We start from the raw sequence: 18,490 nt of genomic DNA on the forward strand, positions 1-18,490 counted from the left end.
TATCGGTATTTTTCCTCTGTATAATTATCTAATTATTACAGAATGTTATCATCTGAACCTTTCATAACATGGACGTTACAGATAAAAGAAGCGAACATGCTATAGTAAAAGCCATTCTTTTCAGACCATATAATCTTTTTATTTTTTGCAAATCCCTTTTTTATTTTTCAACTTTAGCATTCCATTGGGGAAAAATTATTTTAGTTATCTCAAAACTTATGTTAAAAAAACTCTTGTTTTTCGCTTTTATCGTATCGACAACCACACTTTTTGGACAAAATAAACGGATGTTGCCGTACGCCATCCAAGAAGGCACATTGAACGAGCAATTCAACAATCTCAGCAATTTGTCTAGATCACAGGATGCCGATTTCAAACTCATCCGTCGTACAAATCTGGAAATCGTACGAAAAAATGTATTGGACTCGATCTCTCGATATCAAAAAGAGATTGCGACGCTTAAGGCAAATTCTTCCTCTTCGACAGGCACCATCAGTTCTCTGCGGGATTCGGTTACCACATTGGATGCCGCATTGCAAGCCGAACAACATAAAACGAATAGCATTTCCTTTCTCGGTATTGATTTTGCAAAAGGATCTTACCACACCATGGTGTGGAGCATCATTATCGTCTTCGTATTGGCATTTTTAATAACGTTAGCTTCTTTCAGAAAAGCAAAAGTAGATACGAACGAGCATAAGAAAACTTCAGAACAATTGCAGGAAGAACTGCAAGCATTGCGCAAGAAATCATTGGAAAAAGAGCAGCAGTTAAAGCGTCAGTTGCTCGACGAACAAATGAAGCGGAATTCATAAGACGCCTGTTTTTTATAACCATAGTTAAAAAGGAATAACTGATCAAACAATGATTATTTCTGAACATGCTAAGGAAGATAAAAGCTGGTGATGAGGTTGCATTCGGAAAGGTTTATCAAGAATACTTTCCAAAACTACTAAATTACATTTATAGCAAGACTCAATCTTGGTTTTTAGCGGAGGAAGTGACACAAATCACCTTTGTAAAATTGTGGAAAAACAGATCCCGCATTAACGAAGATTTGGCCATAGAAATACAGTTGTTCCGTATCGCTAAAACCTCCCTCATCGATGAAATCAGAAAACAAAATAATTTAATAGCAGCCCTTCGGGAGTTCTCACAACAAGAAGTGTCAAGTGGGGTGTGGGATCAGATACAATTAAAGGAAATTAATACAATGCTTCAGAAAGGTATCGAACAAATGCCTCCTGTGCGTAAACAGATATTCACATTAAGCAGAATTGAGGGATATTCTAATAAATATATCGCTGAAGAGCTTTCTATATCCATAAAAACAGTAGAAAAGCATATTACTTTAGCTATTAAACAGTTAAGAAAATATTTCTTGATATTCATTTTAATTGTACAAAAATTATTTTTCTATTGATTAGGGGTTGAAAGCTTTTAAAACGTAGATAATACAGGATGATAAGTCAAAGAGCTATACAGAATTTCTTAAAGGGGGCTTTACCACGCGAAGAAAGTGAGGCCATTGCCCGCTATTTAAGGGAAAACCCGGATGCGCTCACACCTTTTCTAAACGAAGACGACTGGTTATCTTATCTCACTAAATACCAAAATAATAACACACTGAACCATGATCTCCGCGAAAATGATAAGTTAATCGCTTTTTGGGCAGAAGAAAAGCAAAAAAGAAAACGGCGAAACGTCTTCAGGCTAGCCGTTTCTGTTGCCGCTTCTATCGTGATCATACTCGGTATTTTTGTTCTACTGCTCCATCAGGAGCAAAGACCTATAAATCAAAATCATGACTTTTTTGTCAATACAGGAACTGATTCTTTACTCTTCTCCCTTAAAGACGGCACTCAAGTAAATTTAGCACCTAATAGTAACCTGAAGTACGAAATAACAGAAGAAAACGAACGACTAGCAACGCTAGATGGTGGAGCTCATTTTGTCGTTCAAAGAGATAGCTTACGGAAATTCATCGTAAAAGCTCAAGAAATATATTCAACAGTACTCGGAACATCATTTTCGGTACAGGCAAATAAGTCGGATCGGATAATTAGAGTTGGCTTACATACCGGCAAATTAGCTGTACAATACATTTCAGATAATTTTTCCAAGGATAAGTATATATTACAACCAGGAGATGTTTATTATTATTCCAAAGAAACACAACAAGAAGAAGTAATACGGCATCAGCCATCAGAATTGATTGATAGTAAAGAAAACCCCTCACATCCGACTACCGAAACACGGAATCCTGAAAATCAATGGTATATGTTTAATAATCAGCCCTTGGGAGAAGTTTTCGATCAGTTGAGTGGTATCTATGGTGTAGATATATACTATCATACAGAAGATTTAAAAGAATTAACCTTTATCGGTAAAATTGATAAAACCGATACGCTTGAGCAAATTTTAGAATACCTTTCCAGACTAAATGGACTTGAGCTATCAAAAAAGAATAACCAATATATTATTAAAAATAAAATACCTAATTAAATAACATCAAGCAGCTTTTCAAATTCATTATAGACGCCACAAACGTCGAGGGTACGATATATTTTACCGCGATTCTATCGAATTATGTTAAAAATATAACTTAGGAGGTAGGGTTGGTCTTTTATGAAACGTATTCTTTATAGTTTATTTGACAATTGATTCAAAATTACTAATCAAATTTAAATTTTAATTATGTTTCATTACTTGTTTTTTCGGGAGTGGAAAAAATCTTTTCTAATCTTCTACACAATCTGCCTTACAGGTTTTGCTTTCGGTCAAAACTCCAATTCGGCAAAAGGGTACGTTCGCGATGACAAAGGGGAACCCCTCGGAGGTGCCTCTATTGTAGTTACGAACACAATTTCCGGTTTTACATCTGGAACTTCGTCTGATTCCAGTGGTTATTTCGAATTCCGACATCTCCCAATAGGTGACACCTATTCGTTTACTATTTCTAATACCGGATATATAGAAGAGAAATTATCAGGCTATAGAATCAAGGAGAATTCTAACATCTCACTCTTAGTAAAGCTTAAGGCTCAAGTAACCGATCTAGATGAGGTTATCGTAATCGGATACGGTACGCAACGGCGTAAGGACGTAAATGCAGCCATTGTTTCAGTAAACCCCGAACATATTGACAAAACATCGCAGCCATCTATAGACAACTTACTACAAGGACAGGCTTCTGGTGTTACCGTTACCAATTCTAGTGAACCGGGTGGCGGTGTTTCGGTATTAATCAGAGGTGCTACTTCTGCAGCCGCAGGAAATGGCCCCTTGGTTGTTATAGACGGGTTCCCAGTTATTTATGACGCTGTTGAACCTGGAAGTGGTAACAAGTATTACAACGGTGGCAGGGGTGCATTAAACGACATAAACCCCAACGACATCGAATCTATTCAAGTTCTAAAAGACGCTGCAGCCACCTCAATCTACGGCGCTAGAGGAAGCAATGGTGTCATTTTGATAACCACGAAAAGAGCCAAACTTGGTTCCGTTGTCGAAGGTTCTTTAAATACCTCCTACCAAACTATTGCGAGACGCCCACAACTTTTGACTGCAAAAGAATTTCTGGTTGAACAAAACCGATATATGTATGATATGTACCTTCAGCAAAACAAACTGCCTCCTTATGGCGGCGTAAATTCCTCTTTGGTTCCTCCTTTCGTACCCCCAAATTCCGATGAATTGATTGCTAATACCGGTAACGGTACAGACTGGTATGACATGATTACACAAACTGGAAAAGTGAACCAATTCAATCTTAGTATAGCCCGGGGTAGTGAAGCGGCTAAAGCATATTTTTCCTTAAATTATTTTGAACAGGAGGGTGTTATTAAAAGCACCGGCCTTGAAAGAGTCACCGCCCGATTTAACTACGATCAAAACATTAAAAGTTGGTGGGACTATGGCGCTTCCATTAGTGCGGCGTCTACCGAATCAAAAAATTCTCAATTAGGCGACGGACGGGATGCAGATGCCGGTATTATTGAATCGGCTTTAAACTATAGCCCGCTCATTGCCCCCGAACGAGATCCTGTTTCAGGTAAATGGGTAGAAGATCCGAAACAACCGCTTTTAGCACATCCATTATCTTATTTGGATATCGAAGACAACACCCAAGCCTATAGGTTTCTAGGCAATGTTTTCACTAACTTTTATCTTACGCCAAACAAAGACATCTGGCTAAAATTCTCGTACGGTGCGGATATTCGCAACAGTGCACGGAAAAGTTATTATCCGACCACGAGCAGATATGGAAGCCAAGTCAATGGAGAGGCTAATATCAACCGAGCTGAACGAACAGACTACGTCTCGGACATTACTTTAAATATGAATAAGACACTAGGAACTCTACACAAACTAGATGGGGTATTAGGTTATTCTTATCAAAACTATAACGGACAAGGATCTGGGGCACGGGCACAAGATTTTACAACGGATATTCTATCACACGATGCCATACAGGCGGGTTCGCAGAGACCTGTTGTCAATTCTTACCGCGACCGGCACGTACTCGTTTCCTATTTTTCCAGATTACAATACGCCTTTGACGGAAAATATATTGTGATGGCATCGGGACGAGTTGATGGCAGCGACCGGTTTGGAGCAAATAACCGGTACGCTTTTTTCCCGTCTGTCGCATTAGCGTGGCGGTTGTCAGATGAACATTTTCTTAAAGATGTCGCTGTCGTTTCTGACCTCAAATTGAGAACAAGTTTGGGACAAGTCGGGAATGAAAATATTCCTAATGACGCCGCGTCTGAATACTATCGCTTTGATGGCAGAAACTACTATTTCAACGGAAACCTCACACAAGGCGTAAATCTAAGTAAATTGGGAAACCCAAATCTTAAATGGGAAACGACCACGGAATTTAACGTTGGACTTGACTTTGGTTTCTTCGAAAACAGGGTGACGGGAAATTTTGATTTCTATTATAAAACCATTGAAGACCTTCTAAGTTATCGCGCACTTCCCCGAAGCTCGGTTGTGGGCTCCATACCTTGGAATATCGGCAGTACCCGTGGACATGGCTTTGAGTTTACGTTAAATACACTAAACATCGTCAATCCTTTGCGATGGAATACCATCCTAACTTTTACCGCTTATCGTGACCGTTGGGTGGACAGAGACCCCAAGGTAATGCTACAACCTTATCAGGGGCTCCATGATCCAATGACAGCAGTTTATGCACTTGTTCCTTACGGCATCAAGCAATTTGGAGAAAGTACACCAACTATGCCCTCCCTATTACCGGGCCAGCAAAAGTTTAAAGACATTGATGGTCTTGATGAAAATGGAAACCTAACCGGTGAACCAGACGGCATGATTAACCAGGCGGATGTGGTATATATGGGTACTCAAGCACCACGGTTCACTGCCGGTATAAACAATATCATCGAGTTTAAAAATTTTGAAATAATGGCTTTTCTATATGCTTCGGTCGGCGCATTGAGATGGCCAACAACGTACATAGAACATGGTGTGTTAGGTAGCTATGGGAAACAACGCTTTAGGGATAATTTTAACTTTCTACGCGAAGTTAAAGACCGTTGGACGCCTGATAATCCAAGCACCACCATGCCAAGCGGAGAAGTGAACAGCTATGGCTCTTACGGAAACCCGTATTGGCAAAATGCTTCATATCTCCGGTTGAAAACCCTTTCTGTAGGGTATAACTTTCCCAACGGATTTTTACATCGCGGAGGGATACAAAATCTTAAAATGGTAATCGGTGCACAAAATCTATTTACTATTACTAAATATACTGGCTTAGATCCCGAAGCGGAAAATAGTCGTGCAGCTTATCCTGCACAACGAACATTTTACGCTGGTATTAACTTTAAATTTTAATTTATGAAAAGGATAATATTTTCACTCATAGCATTGGTAGTGTTATCAAGTTCTTGTGAAAGAAATCTTGACCCAGAGCTGCCTGGCACTATTAATACCAATAATTTTTTCAGAACACCCGGAGACTTAAACGCCGCAGCAACAGCCATCTACCATGAACTGAGGTTGGGCGGGTGGGGTCCCTATTTGTTCTCCGATGGTAGTTCGCTCGTTATGGACGAAGTGGCAACCGATGAATGGACAACGAAGTGGGCCTGGTCTAACTTCTTAAACGGAAATTGGATTATCAATGAGGCCATGACAACAGGGTTTTATGACTGGTTAAATCCGGCAGTAACCAGAGCAACCTACACCTTGGCAAAAATGGATGAATCGCCGGTTGCTCCAGAGGCAAAAAAGGTCGTTATGGCAGAAGTAAGAGCCCTGAGAGCATTCTTCGTGTATGATCTATACCGGTTTTACGGTCCTCTTCCGCTTATTACAGACTATACCCATGCCTTACAGCCAGACCCCGATTACAAGCCTAATCGCCCGTCTGAACAAGAAGTGGAGACATTCATCGTTGATGAACTAAGGACAGCTGCAAACGATCTGCCTGTAGCACAAACTGAATTTGGCAAGGTGACAAAAGGCGCAGCACTGCATTACTTGTTAAAATTCTACATGAGAAAGAAAGACTGGAGTGAGGCAGTCCATGTAGCAGATGAAATCATCAATCTCAACCATTACCAACTGGAAACCGACTATGAGAAAATATTTCGCGCAGATAACAAAGGAAACCGAGAATTGATATTTACCATAGCTGGTGAAGCGCGAGATCAATATGGGAACCACACTTTTGTAAATATCATCCCTGGCGATTTTCAGTCACCTCATGGAAGTTCGCAATCATTAGACGGGTGGAATGGACACCGAATGCCATGGGCATTTTATAACACATTCCATGAAAATGACCTAAGACGAGATCTCTCATGGGCAGAGTACACCAATAAATCGAATCAAACCGTCAATTTAAGAACTACGGATATCGGTGCCTTACCCTTAAAATACGGCATCGACCCACAGGCTTTTGGAATATGGGCGGGGAATGACAAAGTTATGGACAGATATGCTGAAGTATTGTTATTTAAGGCTGAAGCTTTAAATGAAATAAATGGACCAAACCAAGAAAGTATAGATTTAATTAACCAGATAAGAGGGCGCGCGTTTGGTACGCCTACCGGTGTCCTCCCGTCTATGACGCTATTAGATGAAAAATTCGAAATTCCAATAGAGGGAAACAAAGCTGGTATCTTTAACATGAACAAATATGATGAAGCGGCATCTTGGAGTTATGAAATTGACAATACAGATAAATTAGGCGATCAAAATGCCTTAAAAATCGACGTAGCAAATTCAGGTAGCGAGTTTTGGGCTTTGCAAGTAAGAAATGAAACTTTTACTTACGAAACCGGGAGACAATACAAACTTTCTTTTATTGCTCTATCCGATAAGAACATCCGTTTCGATATACGGTTTGAGAATGGCTTTGACCATGTTGAAACCATATCTTTGGAAGCAAATACGCCTACAGAGATTGAAATAGAAACTTCCGAATCTTCAAGAACTGGTAATAATGCCAATGTTATGTTAGCGCTCGGTAATTCGGGTTCGAATTTTACGTTATGGATTGATAATTTTAAAGTAACATCGGTAGCAAAGCAAATAGGAGGAGACAACGAGTATTCTTTAAAATTGGTGGATTTTCCTGATAAAGGATCCTTAAGAGATCATATTTTAAAGGAAAGAGGCTGGGAGTTTTGGTATGAAGGAAAACGAAGAGAAGATTTAATCCGGATGGGAAAATATATAGAAGAAGGAAAAAAATACGCATTTAACTTTTCCGAAAAGAACTTATTATTTCCTATTCCACAATGGGCGATTATAGAGAACCCCAACTTAAAACAAAATCCTGGTTATAATTAATAAAATATTGACAGTCATGAAAGTCTTTTTATTTAATATCTATTTTTTATCTATATTATTTTCGGCATGCGATACCCAATGGGGTGAATATCCCGAAAGTATTATTGACACAGTTAAAGTTGCATATCCGATTCCCATAGAACAATTGCAAGGTAGAGATCCCTTTGTCTTTGCAGATGAAGTATCGGAAACCTATTATCTCACGTTTAACAATCAACCACATTTCCGAATGTATAGTAGCAAGGATCTTGAAAATTGGAAAGACGAGGGATACATATTTAGCGCAGGAGCCGATTTTTGGGGTAAACAGGATTTTTGGGCACCGGATTTATATAAATATCAAAACAAGTTCTATATTTTCGCTACATTTTCGGCTCCATCAGCTAAAAGGGGTACCTCTATATTAATTGCTGATAAAGTCACCGGACCGTACAAGCCTTTAGAAAACCGTGCTATCACACCAACTGAATGGATGAGTTTGGACGGAAGCCTTTTCATTGATGAGGAAGACACTCCGTGGATTGTTTTTTGCAGGGAATGGCTAGAAGTCACAGATGGTTTAATTTACGCACAGCGTTTAACCCCTGATTTAAAAACAACAATCGGAACACCTTTGTTGTTATTAAACGCTTCCGCGGCGGCATGGGCCGCTCCTATTCGCTCCGGAAACACAATCGGTTATGTAACAGATGCCCCATTTTTGTACAAAACGGCCAGTGGCAAGCTACAAATGTTATGGTCAAGCTTTGACAAAAACGGAAATTATGCAATCGGAGTTGCCGAATCTGAATCCGGAACAGTGGAAGGTCCTTGGAGGCATCTACCGGATCAACTGAATAACGACGATGGGGGACATGCTATGATTTTTAAAGGTTTCGATGGTTATAAATATATTTCGTATCATGTTCCGAATTCTGGCACTCCACGACCCAGGATCACCAAAATAGAAGAAGTAAACGGAAGCTTAATTATCAAATAAACATCTATAAATATGAAAATATTTTTGAACTATATCTACATCCTATTTTCTGCTTTTCTATACGTAGGGTGTGGTAGCCTACAGAAATCTGAAGATATGCGGCGACAACAAACACAGATGATCGACGCGAATGAGATGTCTTTAAGAGACCCGTTTATTCTCTACGATAGAAAAAGCGATTACTACTATACCTATGCTAATAATAAGCCTTCGATAAAAGGTTATAGAAGTAAAGATTTACAAGCTTGGGAAGATATTGGAAACGTATTCATTCCGGAGAATGATTTTTGGGGAAAAGAGGACTTTTGGGCACCGGATTGCTATTATTATAGAGGAAAATATTATTTGTTCGTGACATTTTCTGATGTATATAAAAAAAGAGGAACATCGATATTGGTATCCGATTACCCCGACAAAGATTTTAAACCACTAGTGAACGCGCCAATCACCCCTAAAGAATGGATGAGCCTTGACGCAGCATTGTATGTAGATCAAGATGACAAGCCCTGGATGCTTTTTTGCCGCGAATGGTTAGAAGTTACGGACGGGGAAATATATGCACAGCGAGTAAGCGATGATCTGACAACAGCTTTGGACGAGCCAATTTTATTATTTAAAGCAAGTGCGGCTCCATGGGTAAAGGGCATTTACTCTGAACAACATGATAAACACGGGAATATCACCGACGCTCCCTTTATACATCGCGGTGAAGATGGTATCCTGTTCATGCTGTGGTCGAGTTTTGATTTAACTGGGAAATATGCGATAGGTGTGGCTTATTCTGCTTCGGGAAAGATAGAAGGGCCTTGGAGACAATCGGAAAATCCCCTGAACAGTGACGACGGCGGACACGGAATGTTGTTCCGGACAAGAAACGGTAAATTCAAAATATCATATCACGCACCTAACAGTGGATCGGAAAAACTTATTATAAAAAATGCAAAAATCAAAAATGGAGTCTTAACGATCGCTCCCTAAATTATACATGTAAAAACCATATTCTCTTTTTGACAAAGTTCAGCCTTGGCCAAGCTTATATAGTTGGTCAAGGCTTTTTTGTTAAACCTGCTCCCGCCTTAGATAGTTTTAGTAACCTTTAATTAACATTTAAGTAACAGCTTTTTTCTAGTATTGCAACAAAATTTTAACATCCATTTTGAATTATGCTGTTACGTTCATTCTTTTATAACCCACCCCTTTACTTTCGTTTTGCTACGATTTTTTATTATTTATTTACGTTTTGTTTGTGTGTATAATTTTTTATATTTAATATTGTATCAGCAACCGTTATTTTTTGGATTACATATTGAAACACAACAAACAAACCACTATAAAAAACACTGGAAACAAATTATAAAGGAAGAAAACATACACATAACCAATAAAATAAAAAACTTTCATAAAGCTTCGTTTAAAAAGATAAAACAAACAACCAAGTACAAACTAACATATAATCTTAGTCTAGAGAAATTATTAAAACAACAAATATGATGAGAACTTTACTCTACCAAAGAGCAGATCGGCGTCAGGCAATTTCAAAAAGAAATTGTATGCTGCAGTTGTCTGCGTTCTTATTGCTCGCCCCACTGGCTTCGGCAGCGGCGAATAATATCGAACGAACGCACATCAGTTATCAGAACCAAGAACAGGTGACTGTACAAGGAAAGGTACTAGATGCCGCTAGTGGCGAATCCATTTCTTCGGTCACAATCACCAGCCAGGGAAGAACGTTGGGTACAACAGATGTTTCTGGAAACTTCTCTATTAGGGCAACACGCGGTAGCGAAGTAACGTTTTCCAGTATCGGATATACTGCCCATACTCAACGTATAACGGCCGGCGGCGAGGTTACAGTTCGTTTGACCTCCAGTACACAAGAAGTAGAAGAAGTTGTTGTAACGGCATTGGGAATCAAAAGGGAACAGAAAGCACTAGGGTATTCAACAACTACCGTATCAGGCGAAGCATTAACAGAGGCTATATCCAACAACTGGTCAGACGCCTTGGTCGGTAAAGTGGCAGGTCTTAATATTACAAAGTCAAATGGAGGACCCCTTGGGTCTAACGAGATTATCCTTCGGGGAGAAACCTCTCTCTCGGGTGACAATGGTGCCCTTATCGTCATTGATGGTATCATTATGGAAGCTGGCAGGACAATGACTTCCAGTGGAAGTGGAAACTACATCAGCTCGGACGCCCCTGTAGACTTCGGATCGTCCTTGTCCGATCTTAATCCGGACGATATCGAATCAGTTTCCGTACTAAAAGGACCTGCTGCCGCAGCTTTATATGGTTACCGTGGAGCTAACGGCGCTTTGATTATCACGACCAAAACCGGACGTAAAGGTGGTGGTTTCGGAGTTTCCATCAATTCCAATACTGCCATGGGAACGATCAACCGATGGCCAGACTATCAATATGAATATGGGCAGGGCAACGATGGGCAGGATTTGTACTATTCATACGGACAAACCGAAGACGGTGCCAGCACACTTAGTACGTCTTCCGCTTGGGGACCGAAATTTAACGGGCAGATGTATTACCAGTATGACCCCGAATATTATAGACTAGTTCCACCCGAACGTACCTTGTGGAGAGCTTACGAGAATAACCGAAAGTATTTTTTCAAACCGGAAGTAACTTCTACAAACAACATTAGTCTTTCCGGTTCTACAGATAAAACAGATGCTCGTTTCTCTTATACCAACGTATATAACACTTGGATAATTCCAAACATGGGCTACCGGAGAAATTCCGTGGCGGCAAACCTCAGCAACAAGTTGACGGATAAACTCACATTGGCCACCAAGATTAACTATAATCACCGCGGATCGGACAACTTGCCGAATACCGGTTACAATAACCAGACCTATATGTATTTCATTAGAGGATTGACGCCGAACATGAACCCGGAATATTTTGACGAGAATTGGCGTCCCAATAGATATGGTATTGAACAGACAACACCTTATTCCAACCTATTGGATAACCCCAAAACCATGTCGTATGACATGCTCAATTCGCAGGACAAGAATCACGTCATCGGTAATTTTCAAGCAGACTACAAATTTAACGACGAGCTGAATCTGATGGTCAGAGCCGGACTAGATTTTTCATACGATCAACGTTCGCAAGCACGGCCTTTTGATACGTACAACTTTTCACAAGGTTATTATCGGGAGCAGGGGGTTTATAGCCAGGAAAGTAATGCCGACTTCTTGTTGACCTACAACAATGTCAGACACAGCGACTTCAAATTTGGGGGAAGCGTCGGTGGTGCGCTGATGGTGAATACTTACGACAGAGAAGATGCTTGGACAAATCAACTTAACACACCAAACGAATACAGTTTCGCAAATTCAGCTATTGCTTTGTTATACGACCCATATTATCAACAATATGCCGTAAACAGTATCTATGCACTAGGTACTTTTAGCTATAAAGACACCTATTTTATTGATGCGACATCGCGTTTGGACTGGGCAAGTACATTAGCTTCGCCAAAGAAAAAAACATTGCTCCCGTTTTTTTACCCTTCGATTAATGCAAGTGTACTGTTGTCAGAGGCGTTTGAATTGCCCGGAGAAATTAGTTTCTGGAAATTGCGTTTGAGTGCTGCCAGTGTGGGTGGTGGCGGTAAAAGACCATACCTGAACCGGTATACGTACAGCAGACAATCAGCTTTCCCTGGCGGAGCGGCAAACCCAACACGGATTCCGGATGAAGATTTAACGTTTGAAATAAAAACATCTTATGAACTCGGAACGGATTTCAGGATGTTCAGAAACCGGGCGAGACTTGATGTAACGGTGTATAAAGCCATTAACACAGATCAGATTTTAGAAACCCCAATCGATCCTTCCAGTGGTTACCGAACACAGATCATCAACGCCGGTAAGGTAAGCAGCAGAGGGCTTGAAGTGGAAACCGAAGTGGAAATCTTAAGAAATCCCGAAGGATTTGGCTGGGCACTATTTGGAAACTACACCGCTTACGATACGAAAGTAGAAGAAATTCCGATTCAAGATGATGCCACATCTCTAGTTTTATCGACCATCTTTGGAAGCCGTGGTACGGTGGAAGCACGGATTGGTGGACGCTTCGGCGACCTTTACGGACTAGGTTATCTCCGGAATGCTGATGGAGCTATTATATATGGTGGCGGCGTACCCCAATATACCGAAGATCTGATCTATATCGGCAATCCGAACCCAACACAAAAGTTTGGTATCGGCAGCAGATTCAATTACAAAAACTTTCGCCTGAACGTACTGTTTGATGGTCAGTTTGGCGGAAAAGCATATTCATTGACACATGCTGTACTGATGGAAGAGGGAAAATTGAAAAAAACTATCCCTGGCCGCTATAACGGCATTATTGGAAACGGTGTAGTACAAAATGCGGATGGAACTTTCAGCCCAAATACCGAAATAGCACAAGCATCAACCTATTATCGGGCACATTTTAACCGGGATAATATCGAAGCCAATACATTCTCGACCGATTTCATCAAGCTTCGGGAATTACGCTTGGATTATACCTTGCCCAAATCGTTCTTGAGTCGTTTCAAAACTGAGCGAGCAACTATTGGTCTATACGGACGCGATCTTTTCGTATTCAGTAATTGGCCAGCTTTCGATCCGGAATTTGGCTCGCTGAACGCCAGCGGTATAGAAAAAGGAGCAGAAATTGCCCAGTTCCCGTCGACAAGAACTTTTGGTATTAATGTATCACTTGGATTTTAAGACATTATGAAAACAAGATTAAAATCAATCATATTAATGACAACCTTAGCCCTCGGAGGACTAAGTAGCTGTCAGGATTTCGTAGAAATCAACACCAATCCCAACGAGTCCGCAACAGCGGCTCCGCAAAGTTTATTAGGGCCTGCCGTGTATAAAGTAATCACGGCCAATATCAACCGAAATCTACGGATAAACAACGAGTTCACACAGGTTACCGTTACCACCAATGACAACCTGGAGTTCCACCGTTATCTTGTCCGCCCGTCGGAAAGCGAATACATGTGGCGAAGCTGGTATGTAGAACTGACCAACATTAAAGATATATATAAAAGTGCTGGTGAGCAGCAGCAGGCCGGTTACCAAATATATCAAGGTATCTCCCTGGTATTGGAAGCCTGGGTTTATTCCCTGCTGACCGATATGTTTGGCGATATTCCATATTACGAGAGCAACAAAGGCTATACAGACGGGAATACAAGCCCGGCTTTTGAAAGACAACAGGAAATATATAAGAATTTATTTTTGAAATTAGAACAAGCTAACCAGCTATTGAATACTACCAATGATATCGCGGGTGATAAGGCTGCATTAGACCCTATTTTCAACACTGATCCCGAAAAATGGCGAAAATTCGGAAATTCCTTATATCTGCGACTATTGCTTAGAGTTGCACATAAACCGGAATTGAATGCTATAACAAAAATCAAGGAAATAGTGGACATCAAACCGTCAGAATATCCAATTATGGAGAGTAATGATGATTCAGCTGTTCTGCGTTTCACGAATCAGCAACCCTACTTCAATCCTTATTTCAATGCCCGAGAGATTGATTTTAACGGCAATAAAGGTTATTCTGATTTCTTTATTAACAATTTAGTCGCAATGGGGGATCCGCGCCTTAAAATATGGGCAACAGAAGCTACATTAGGAGTTTACTCCGGTATGCAATCAGGCTATCAAGAAGGGTCTGTACCCGAGCGCGGCTCTACACTGCACAAAAATCTGATGACCGACCCACGCTTGGGGAACATCATGAACTATGCGGAACTACAGTTCATCTTGGCAGAATGTGCATTGCGCAATTATGTGAATCAAGATGCCGAAGCCGCATATAACGTTGGTATCAATGCTTCCATGGCCTTTTGGGATCAAACTATTGGTGACGAATACTTTGACAACCCTTTAGTTAGCTTCTCATCGACTGATAGCAATAACGATAAGTTAGGTAAAGTACATTTGCAAAAATATTTTGCAATGCTATTTACCGATTTCCAGCAGTGGTATGAGTACCGTCGGACGGGGTTATTGGATTTCAGCGACTATATCGGTGGCGGTGTGCAAAATGATGGTAAAATGCCCGTCCGGCTAAACTATCCGTTAATTACACAATCCTTAAATACGGCAAACTATAAAGCGGCCGTGGAGCGTCTGGGGGGTGATAATCTAAATGGATTAATGTGGTGGCAACCTAACCTGTTTTAAACTAAAAAATAATTCAGATGAAAAAGAGAATATTAAACGCATTATCATATATAGCTATATCGTCTTCCTTACTAGCAATAGGCTGCATCAAGGAAGACACAAATTACGCCATCGGGGAAAATAATCCGGAAACCTCGCTGTATGTAGTCAGAAATATCTTTCAAGGAAGCGATGTCACCTTAAACGCCGATTTGTTGACAAATGCGATGTACACAAAAGGTGTCGTGGTATCAGATTACACCGGAAAGAATCTTCCGGCAAACCATATTGCTGTTCAAAACGTATGGCGAAACCAACAAAGGGGTATATTGATTGAAGTGGATGATGTTGCAAAGTATAACTTCGGAGATTCCATAAGGATTAACCTTAACGGAGCAAAATTGTCTGCCCAAACCGGCTCCTTGACACTAACAGGTATAAAACAGAGTGATATTACTATTATCAATACTGGCAATACAGTGGCTTCAAGACCTGTAGCCATTTCAGTCCTACAAAATAAGTTCGGCGATTACGAGTCGACTTTTATTGATATTACTGCAGACTTGGAAGTAGAACCTGCTCCAGGAACACCAATTAGAGGAACAAAGACACTGATGGATCAGGATTCTTTAAAAATTGATCTTTATACATCTGATCAAGCAAGCTTTGCTGATGAAGTTGTTGCACCAAGTGCAACATTCAGAGGGATAGCCTATTCGGATGGCGAAAAAAGACAGCTACGATTGCAAAACTATGCAGGGATGGCTTATCCAAGTGGTAAAATCTATCCTGGATGGCCGGAAACATTTGAAACGAACAACAATAAAGACGGCTATGCAAACGCCAATAGAGTGTTAAAAACCGGAACTTGGTATTTCCAGCAATCGCTGTTGGGCATTACCGCCGGCCGTGACCGTATCGTATCTGGTGATACAGCAGTCCGCTTTCAGCAAGGGTTGAGCACAGATGCACTTCTACAGATGAATTTTGATGTACCTGACGGTGCCTCTAAAGTAACCTTATGGTATGGATCTTATTATACCGACAACTCCTGTACATTCACTTTGGAATCTTCAATAGACGGCGGGATTAACTGGCAACAAATCGGAGATCCCATCACAGATGCACATAGGACATCAGAAAGTTTAAACAGCAAACAAGCGGTATTTTTGATGGATATTGAAGGTCCTGTACGATTTAGAATCAATAAAAAAGGTATTGGAGCGAATACGAATTCCAATCCTAATGGTCGATTGGGAGTGGATGATATTTCCATTTTCAAAAGTTACTAACAAACTTACAATTAAAGCAAAAGTATGATGAAAAAATATAATTTTTTGGTATTAATTATCCTTGGTTTATTTGCCACAGGTTTGACTAATGCTTGCAAAAGTGATTTAGCCGTAGGGGTGGAGGATAAGATTGCGACCAGCATTCCTATTACCCATATTAATATACCTTATGTGTACAATATTAAAATTGGCGTGACAGAGATTGATATTGAAGGGGCAGGTTTTCTTGCCGACGATATCATATCATTTGTTCCGAGAAGCGGCCAGGGTGAAACTGTAGATCTGCCTATAGGTTCGCTCACGGACAATGGTGTCATCGTGGCTATATCAGATAATGTAAAAGATGGCGCTTATGATATTCGCGTGAAGCGAGGCGAGTTAAGCCAACTGATCGGAAAAACTTACGTTAATTTCGTTTTCAATACTGATATTCCGGACAAAGACGGTATGACTGTAAAAGGAACGGTATTTGTAGGTGACAAAGGCGTCGCCGATGTGGTGGTCTCTGACGGCGAAGTCGTAACTAAAACAGACGCAAACGGTGTTTATTATTTACCTTCAGCAAAGAAGAACGGCTATGTATTTGTTTCGGTTCCATCTAATTACGAAGTCATCACAACCAATACAGTACCACTGTTCTTTAAACCTTTAACCGGCATCACATCGGATGCTGAAATCCGGGATTTTGAACTATTCCCTGTAAACAACGATAACCATGTCGTTGCATTTTTGGCTGATATACATCTAGCCAACCGAAACGATGATATTGCACAATTCCAAAGCAACTTCTTAGCCGACATAAACAAAACATACGACTACTACAAGGATCAGAATAAGAAGTTCTATGGACTTACTTTGGGCGATCAATCCTGGGACCAATACTGGTACGCTAACAATTTCAAACTAGCGGAGTATTTGCAAACGATAAAGGATCTGGAATTTCCAATCTACAATGTTATAGGAAACCATGATTACGATCCTTATGTTGCCCTCAACGACTGGCTAGCGGCATCCCCCTACAGAAACCTCATGGGGCCAACTTATTACTCGATGAATATTGGTCAAGTACATTACATAATTCTTGACAACATGGACTACAAAAATACAGGTGGTTCAAATGGTATAATTGGCGATAGGGAATATACCAATGTCATCGCTCAAGAGCAATTAGATTGGCTACAAAAAGATTTATCCTATATCACGGATAAATCTACACCAATCGTAGTAGCCATGCATGTTCCCCTTCACTCAAATCCGGATGCGAACGGCAACTCCAATATTTCTTTGCAAAACGGGGCCACACTCGTTGGTATGTTGTCAGCTTTCAATAATGTAAAAGTACTTACCGGGCACACTCATATAAATTATCGTGTAAAACAATCTGGATCGAATATTACCGAATATAATATAGGAGCAGTAAGTGCGACATGGTGGTGGACAGGAAGGAGTGGTTATGCCGGTAATCATATCTGTAAAGACGGCAGCGTGGGAGGATATGCTGTACAGGAAGTCGAAGGGAGAACCCAAAAACTATATTATAAGAGTATTGGATATGAAAAAGATTATCAATTTAGGTCGTATGATTTAAATACCGTACATATTACAGCAGCTGCACATACACCTAATGCAAATGCCACATTTAAAGAAAAAGTTCCTGGAATAGCTGGAGAATATGCTACCAAAAGAGATGACAACCAAGTGTTAATTAACGTTTGGGGATACCAAGATAACTGGAAGATTAACGTAACGGAAAATGGTAATACACTGCCTTATACACGCGTTCGTAAAAAAGACCCATTGCATCTTATCTCCTATGATCTACAACGAATTAACGTAAATGCTGATCCAACAAGCTCATTTACAACAACAAATACCGCTCATTTGTTCTTAGTTAAGGCTGCAGAGGCGAAGACGACCTTGAAAATTACCGTCGAGGATGAATTCGGCAACGTCTATTCCGAAACAATGGAAAGACCAAAAGCATTTAATTATACTATGCGATAGGATAAAAAATATAAATGAGTTAAACCTTATACTTATAGCAGAGGCGTCATATATTATGCCTCTGCTTTTTTATGTGCCCTACCTCACTAAAACCCATAACGTAAAAAAACCGTTATAAAACGAAAAAAAACGAAATACTTTCTGATATTAGCGCAATAGATTGGCATAACATAAGACTG

Annotated in this window: 11 protein-coding genes; all 11 read left to right on the forward strand. The window is 40.3% G+C overall.

Translation table 11 applies throughout. The annotated features are described in order from the left end of the window. Window positions 1–218 precede the first annotated feature (218 nt). The 11 genes from H8B21_RS03315 to H8B21_RS03365 all read left to right on the forward strand — a co-directional run bounded on the left by H8B21_RS03315 (window position 219) and on the right by H8B21_RS03365 (window position 18,311). The gene (locus H8B21_RS03315; protein WP_190312347.1) at window positions 219–815 is read left to right on the forward strand and encodes a hypothetical protein; all 597 of its coding nucleotides are present in this window, start codon (window positions 219–221) and stop codon (window positions 813–815) included. A gap of 65 nt (window positions 816–880) precedes the next feature. Then, entirely contained in the window at window positions 881–1,423 is a 543-nt protein-coding gene (locus tag H8B21_RS03320; RefSeq protein ID WP_190312348.1) for an RNA polymerase sigma-70 factor, read from the forward strand. A 38-nt stretch (window positions 1,424–1,461) separates the two neighbouring features. Beyond that, window positions 1,462–2,505 (forward strand): FecR family protein, encoded by a 1,044-nt coding sequence (locus H8B21_RS03325; protein ID WP_190312349.1) that lies wholly within the window; start codon window positions 1,462–1,464, stop codon window positions 2,503–2,505. Between the two features lie 192 nt (window positions 2,506–2,697). Beyond that, on the forward strand, window positions 2,698–5,865 hold the full coding sequence (locus H8B21_RS03330; protein WP_190312350.1) for a SusC/RagA family TonB-linked outer membrane protein: 3,168 nt from the start codon (window positions 2,698–2,700) through the stop codon (window positions 5,863–5,865). 3 nt (window positions 5,866–5,868) lie between these two features. Beyond that, complete coding sequence (locus H8B21_RS03335; RefSeq protein WP_190312351.1) at window positions 5,869–7,830, forward strand: RagB/SusD family nutrient uptake outer membrane protein; 1,962 nt, start codon at window positions 5,869–5,871, stop codon at window positions 7,828–7,830. A 16-nt stretch (window positions 7,831–7,846) separates the two neighbouring features. Continuing rightward, window positions 7,847–8,809, forward strand: coding sequence for a glycoside hydrolase family 43 protein (locus H8B21_RS03340; protein ID WP_190312352.1), 963 nt, complete (start codon window positions 7,847–7,849; stop codon window positions 8,807–8,809). Window positions 8,810–8,821: 12 nt separating this feature from the next. Then, on the forward strand, window positions 8,822–9,787 hold the full coding sequence (locus tag H8B21_RS03345; RefSeq protein WP_190312353.1) for a glycoside hydrolase family 43 protein: 966 nt from the start codon (window positions 8,822–8,824) through the stop codon (window positions 9,785–9,787). 509 nt (window positions 9,788–10,296) lie between these two features. Continuing rightward, window positions 10,297–13,554: a SusC/RagA family TonB-linked outer membrane protein gene (locus tag H8B21_RS03350; RefSeq protein ID WP_190312354.1), complete on the forward strand. Its 3,258-nt coding sequence runs from the start codon at window positions 10,297–10,299 to the stop codon at window positions 13,552–13,554. Window positions 13,555–13,560: 6 nt separating this feature from the next. Then, on the forward strand, window positions 13,561–15,036 hold the full coding sequence (locus H8B21_RS03355; RefSeq protein WP_190312355.1) for a SusD/RagB family nutrient-binding outer membrane lipoprotein: 1,476 nt from the start codon (window positions 13,561–13,563) through the stop codon (window positions 15,034–15,036). 17 nt (window positions 15,037–15,053) lie between these two features. After that, entirely contained in the window at window positions 15,054–16,307 is a 1,254-nt protein-coding gene (locus tag H8B21_RS03360) for a DUF5689 domain-containing protein (protein ID WP_190312356.1), read from the forward strand. A gap of 24 nt (window positions 16,308–16,331) precedes the next feature. After that, complete coding sequence (locus H8B21_RS03365) at window positions 16,332–18,311, forward strand: calcineurin-like phosphoesterase C-terminal domain-containing protein (RefSeq protein WP_223814808.1); 1,980 nt, start codon at window positions 16,332–16,334, stop codon at window positions 18,309–18,311. Window positions 18,312–18,490 lie beyond the last annotated feature (179 nt).

It is taken from the genome of Sphingobacterium chuzhouense (assembly GCF_014692525.1).
Classification (GTDB): Bacteria; Bacteroidota; Bacteroidia; order Sphingobacteriales; family Sphingobacteriaceae; genus Sphingobacterium; species Sphingobacterium chuzhouense.

Excerpts from the sequence above, each read along its gene's own strand:
- H8B21_RS03315 (WP_190312347.1), top strand. The coding sequence starts at position 219 with ATGTTAAAAAAACTCTTGTTTTTCGCTTTTATCGTATCGACAACCACA.
- H8B21_RS03320 (WP_190312348.1), top strand. The coding sequence starts at position 881 with ATGCTAAGGAAGATAAAAGCTGGTGATGAGGTTGCATTCGGAAAGGTT.
- H8B21_RS03325 (WP_190312349.1), top strand. The coding sequence starts at position 1,462 with ATGATAAGTCAAAGAGCTATACAGAATTTCTTAAAGGGGGCTTTACCA.
- H8B21_RS03330 (WP_190312350.1), top strand. The coding sequence starts at position 2,698 with ATGTTTCATTACTTGTTTTTTCGGGAGTGGAAAAAATCTTTTCTAATC.
- H8B21_RS03335 (WP_190312351.1), top strand. The coding sequence starts at position 5,869 with ATGAAAAGGATAATATTTTCACTCATAGCATTGGTAGTGTTATCAAGT.
- H8B21_RS03340 (WP_190312352.1), top strand. The coding sequence starts at position 7,847 with ATGAAAGTCTTTTTATTTAATATCTATTTTTTATCTATATTATTTTCG.
- H8B21_RS03345 (WP_190312353.1), top strand. The coding sequence starts at position 8,822 with ATGAAAATATTTTTGAACTATATCTACATCCTATTTTCTGCTTTTCTA.
- H8B21_RS03350 (WP_190312354.1), top strand. The coding sequence starts at position 10,297 with ATGATGAGAACTTTACTCTACCAAAGAGCAGATCGGCGTCAGGCAATT.
- H8B21_RS03355 (WP_190312355.1), top strand. The coding sequence starts at position 13,561 with ATGAAAACAAGATTAAAATCAATCATATTAATGACAACCTTAGCCCTC.
- H8B21_RS03360 (WP_190312356.1), top strand. The coding sequence starts at position 15,054 with ATGAAAAAGAGAATATTAAACGCATTATCATATATAGCTATATCGTCT.
- H8B21_RS03365 (WP_223814808.1), top strand. The coding sequence starts at position 16,332 with ATGATGAAAAAATATAATTTTTTGGTATTAATTATCCTTGGTTTATTT.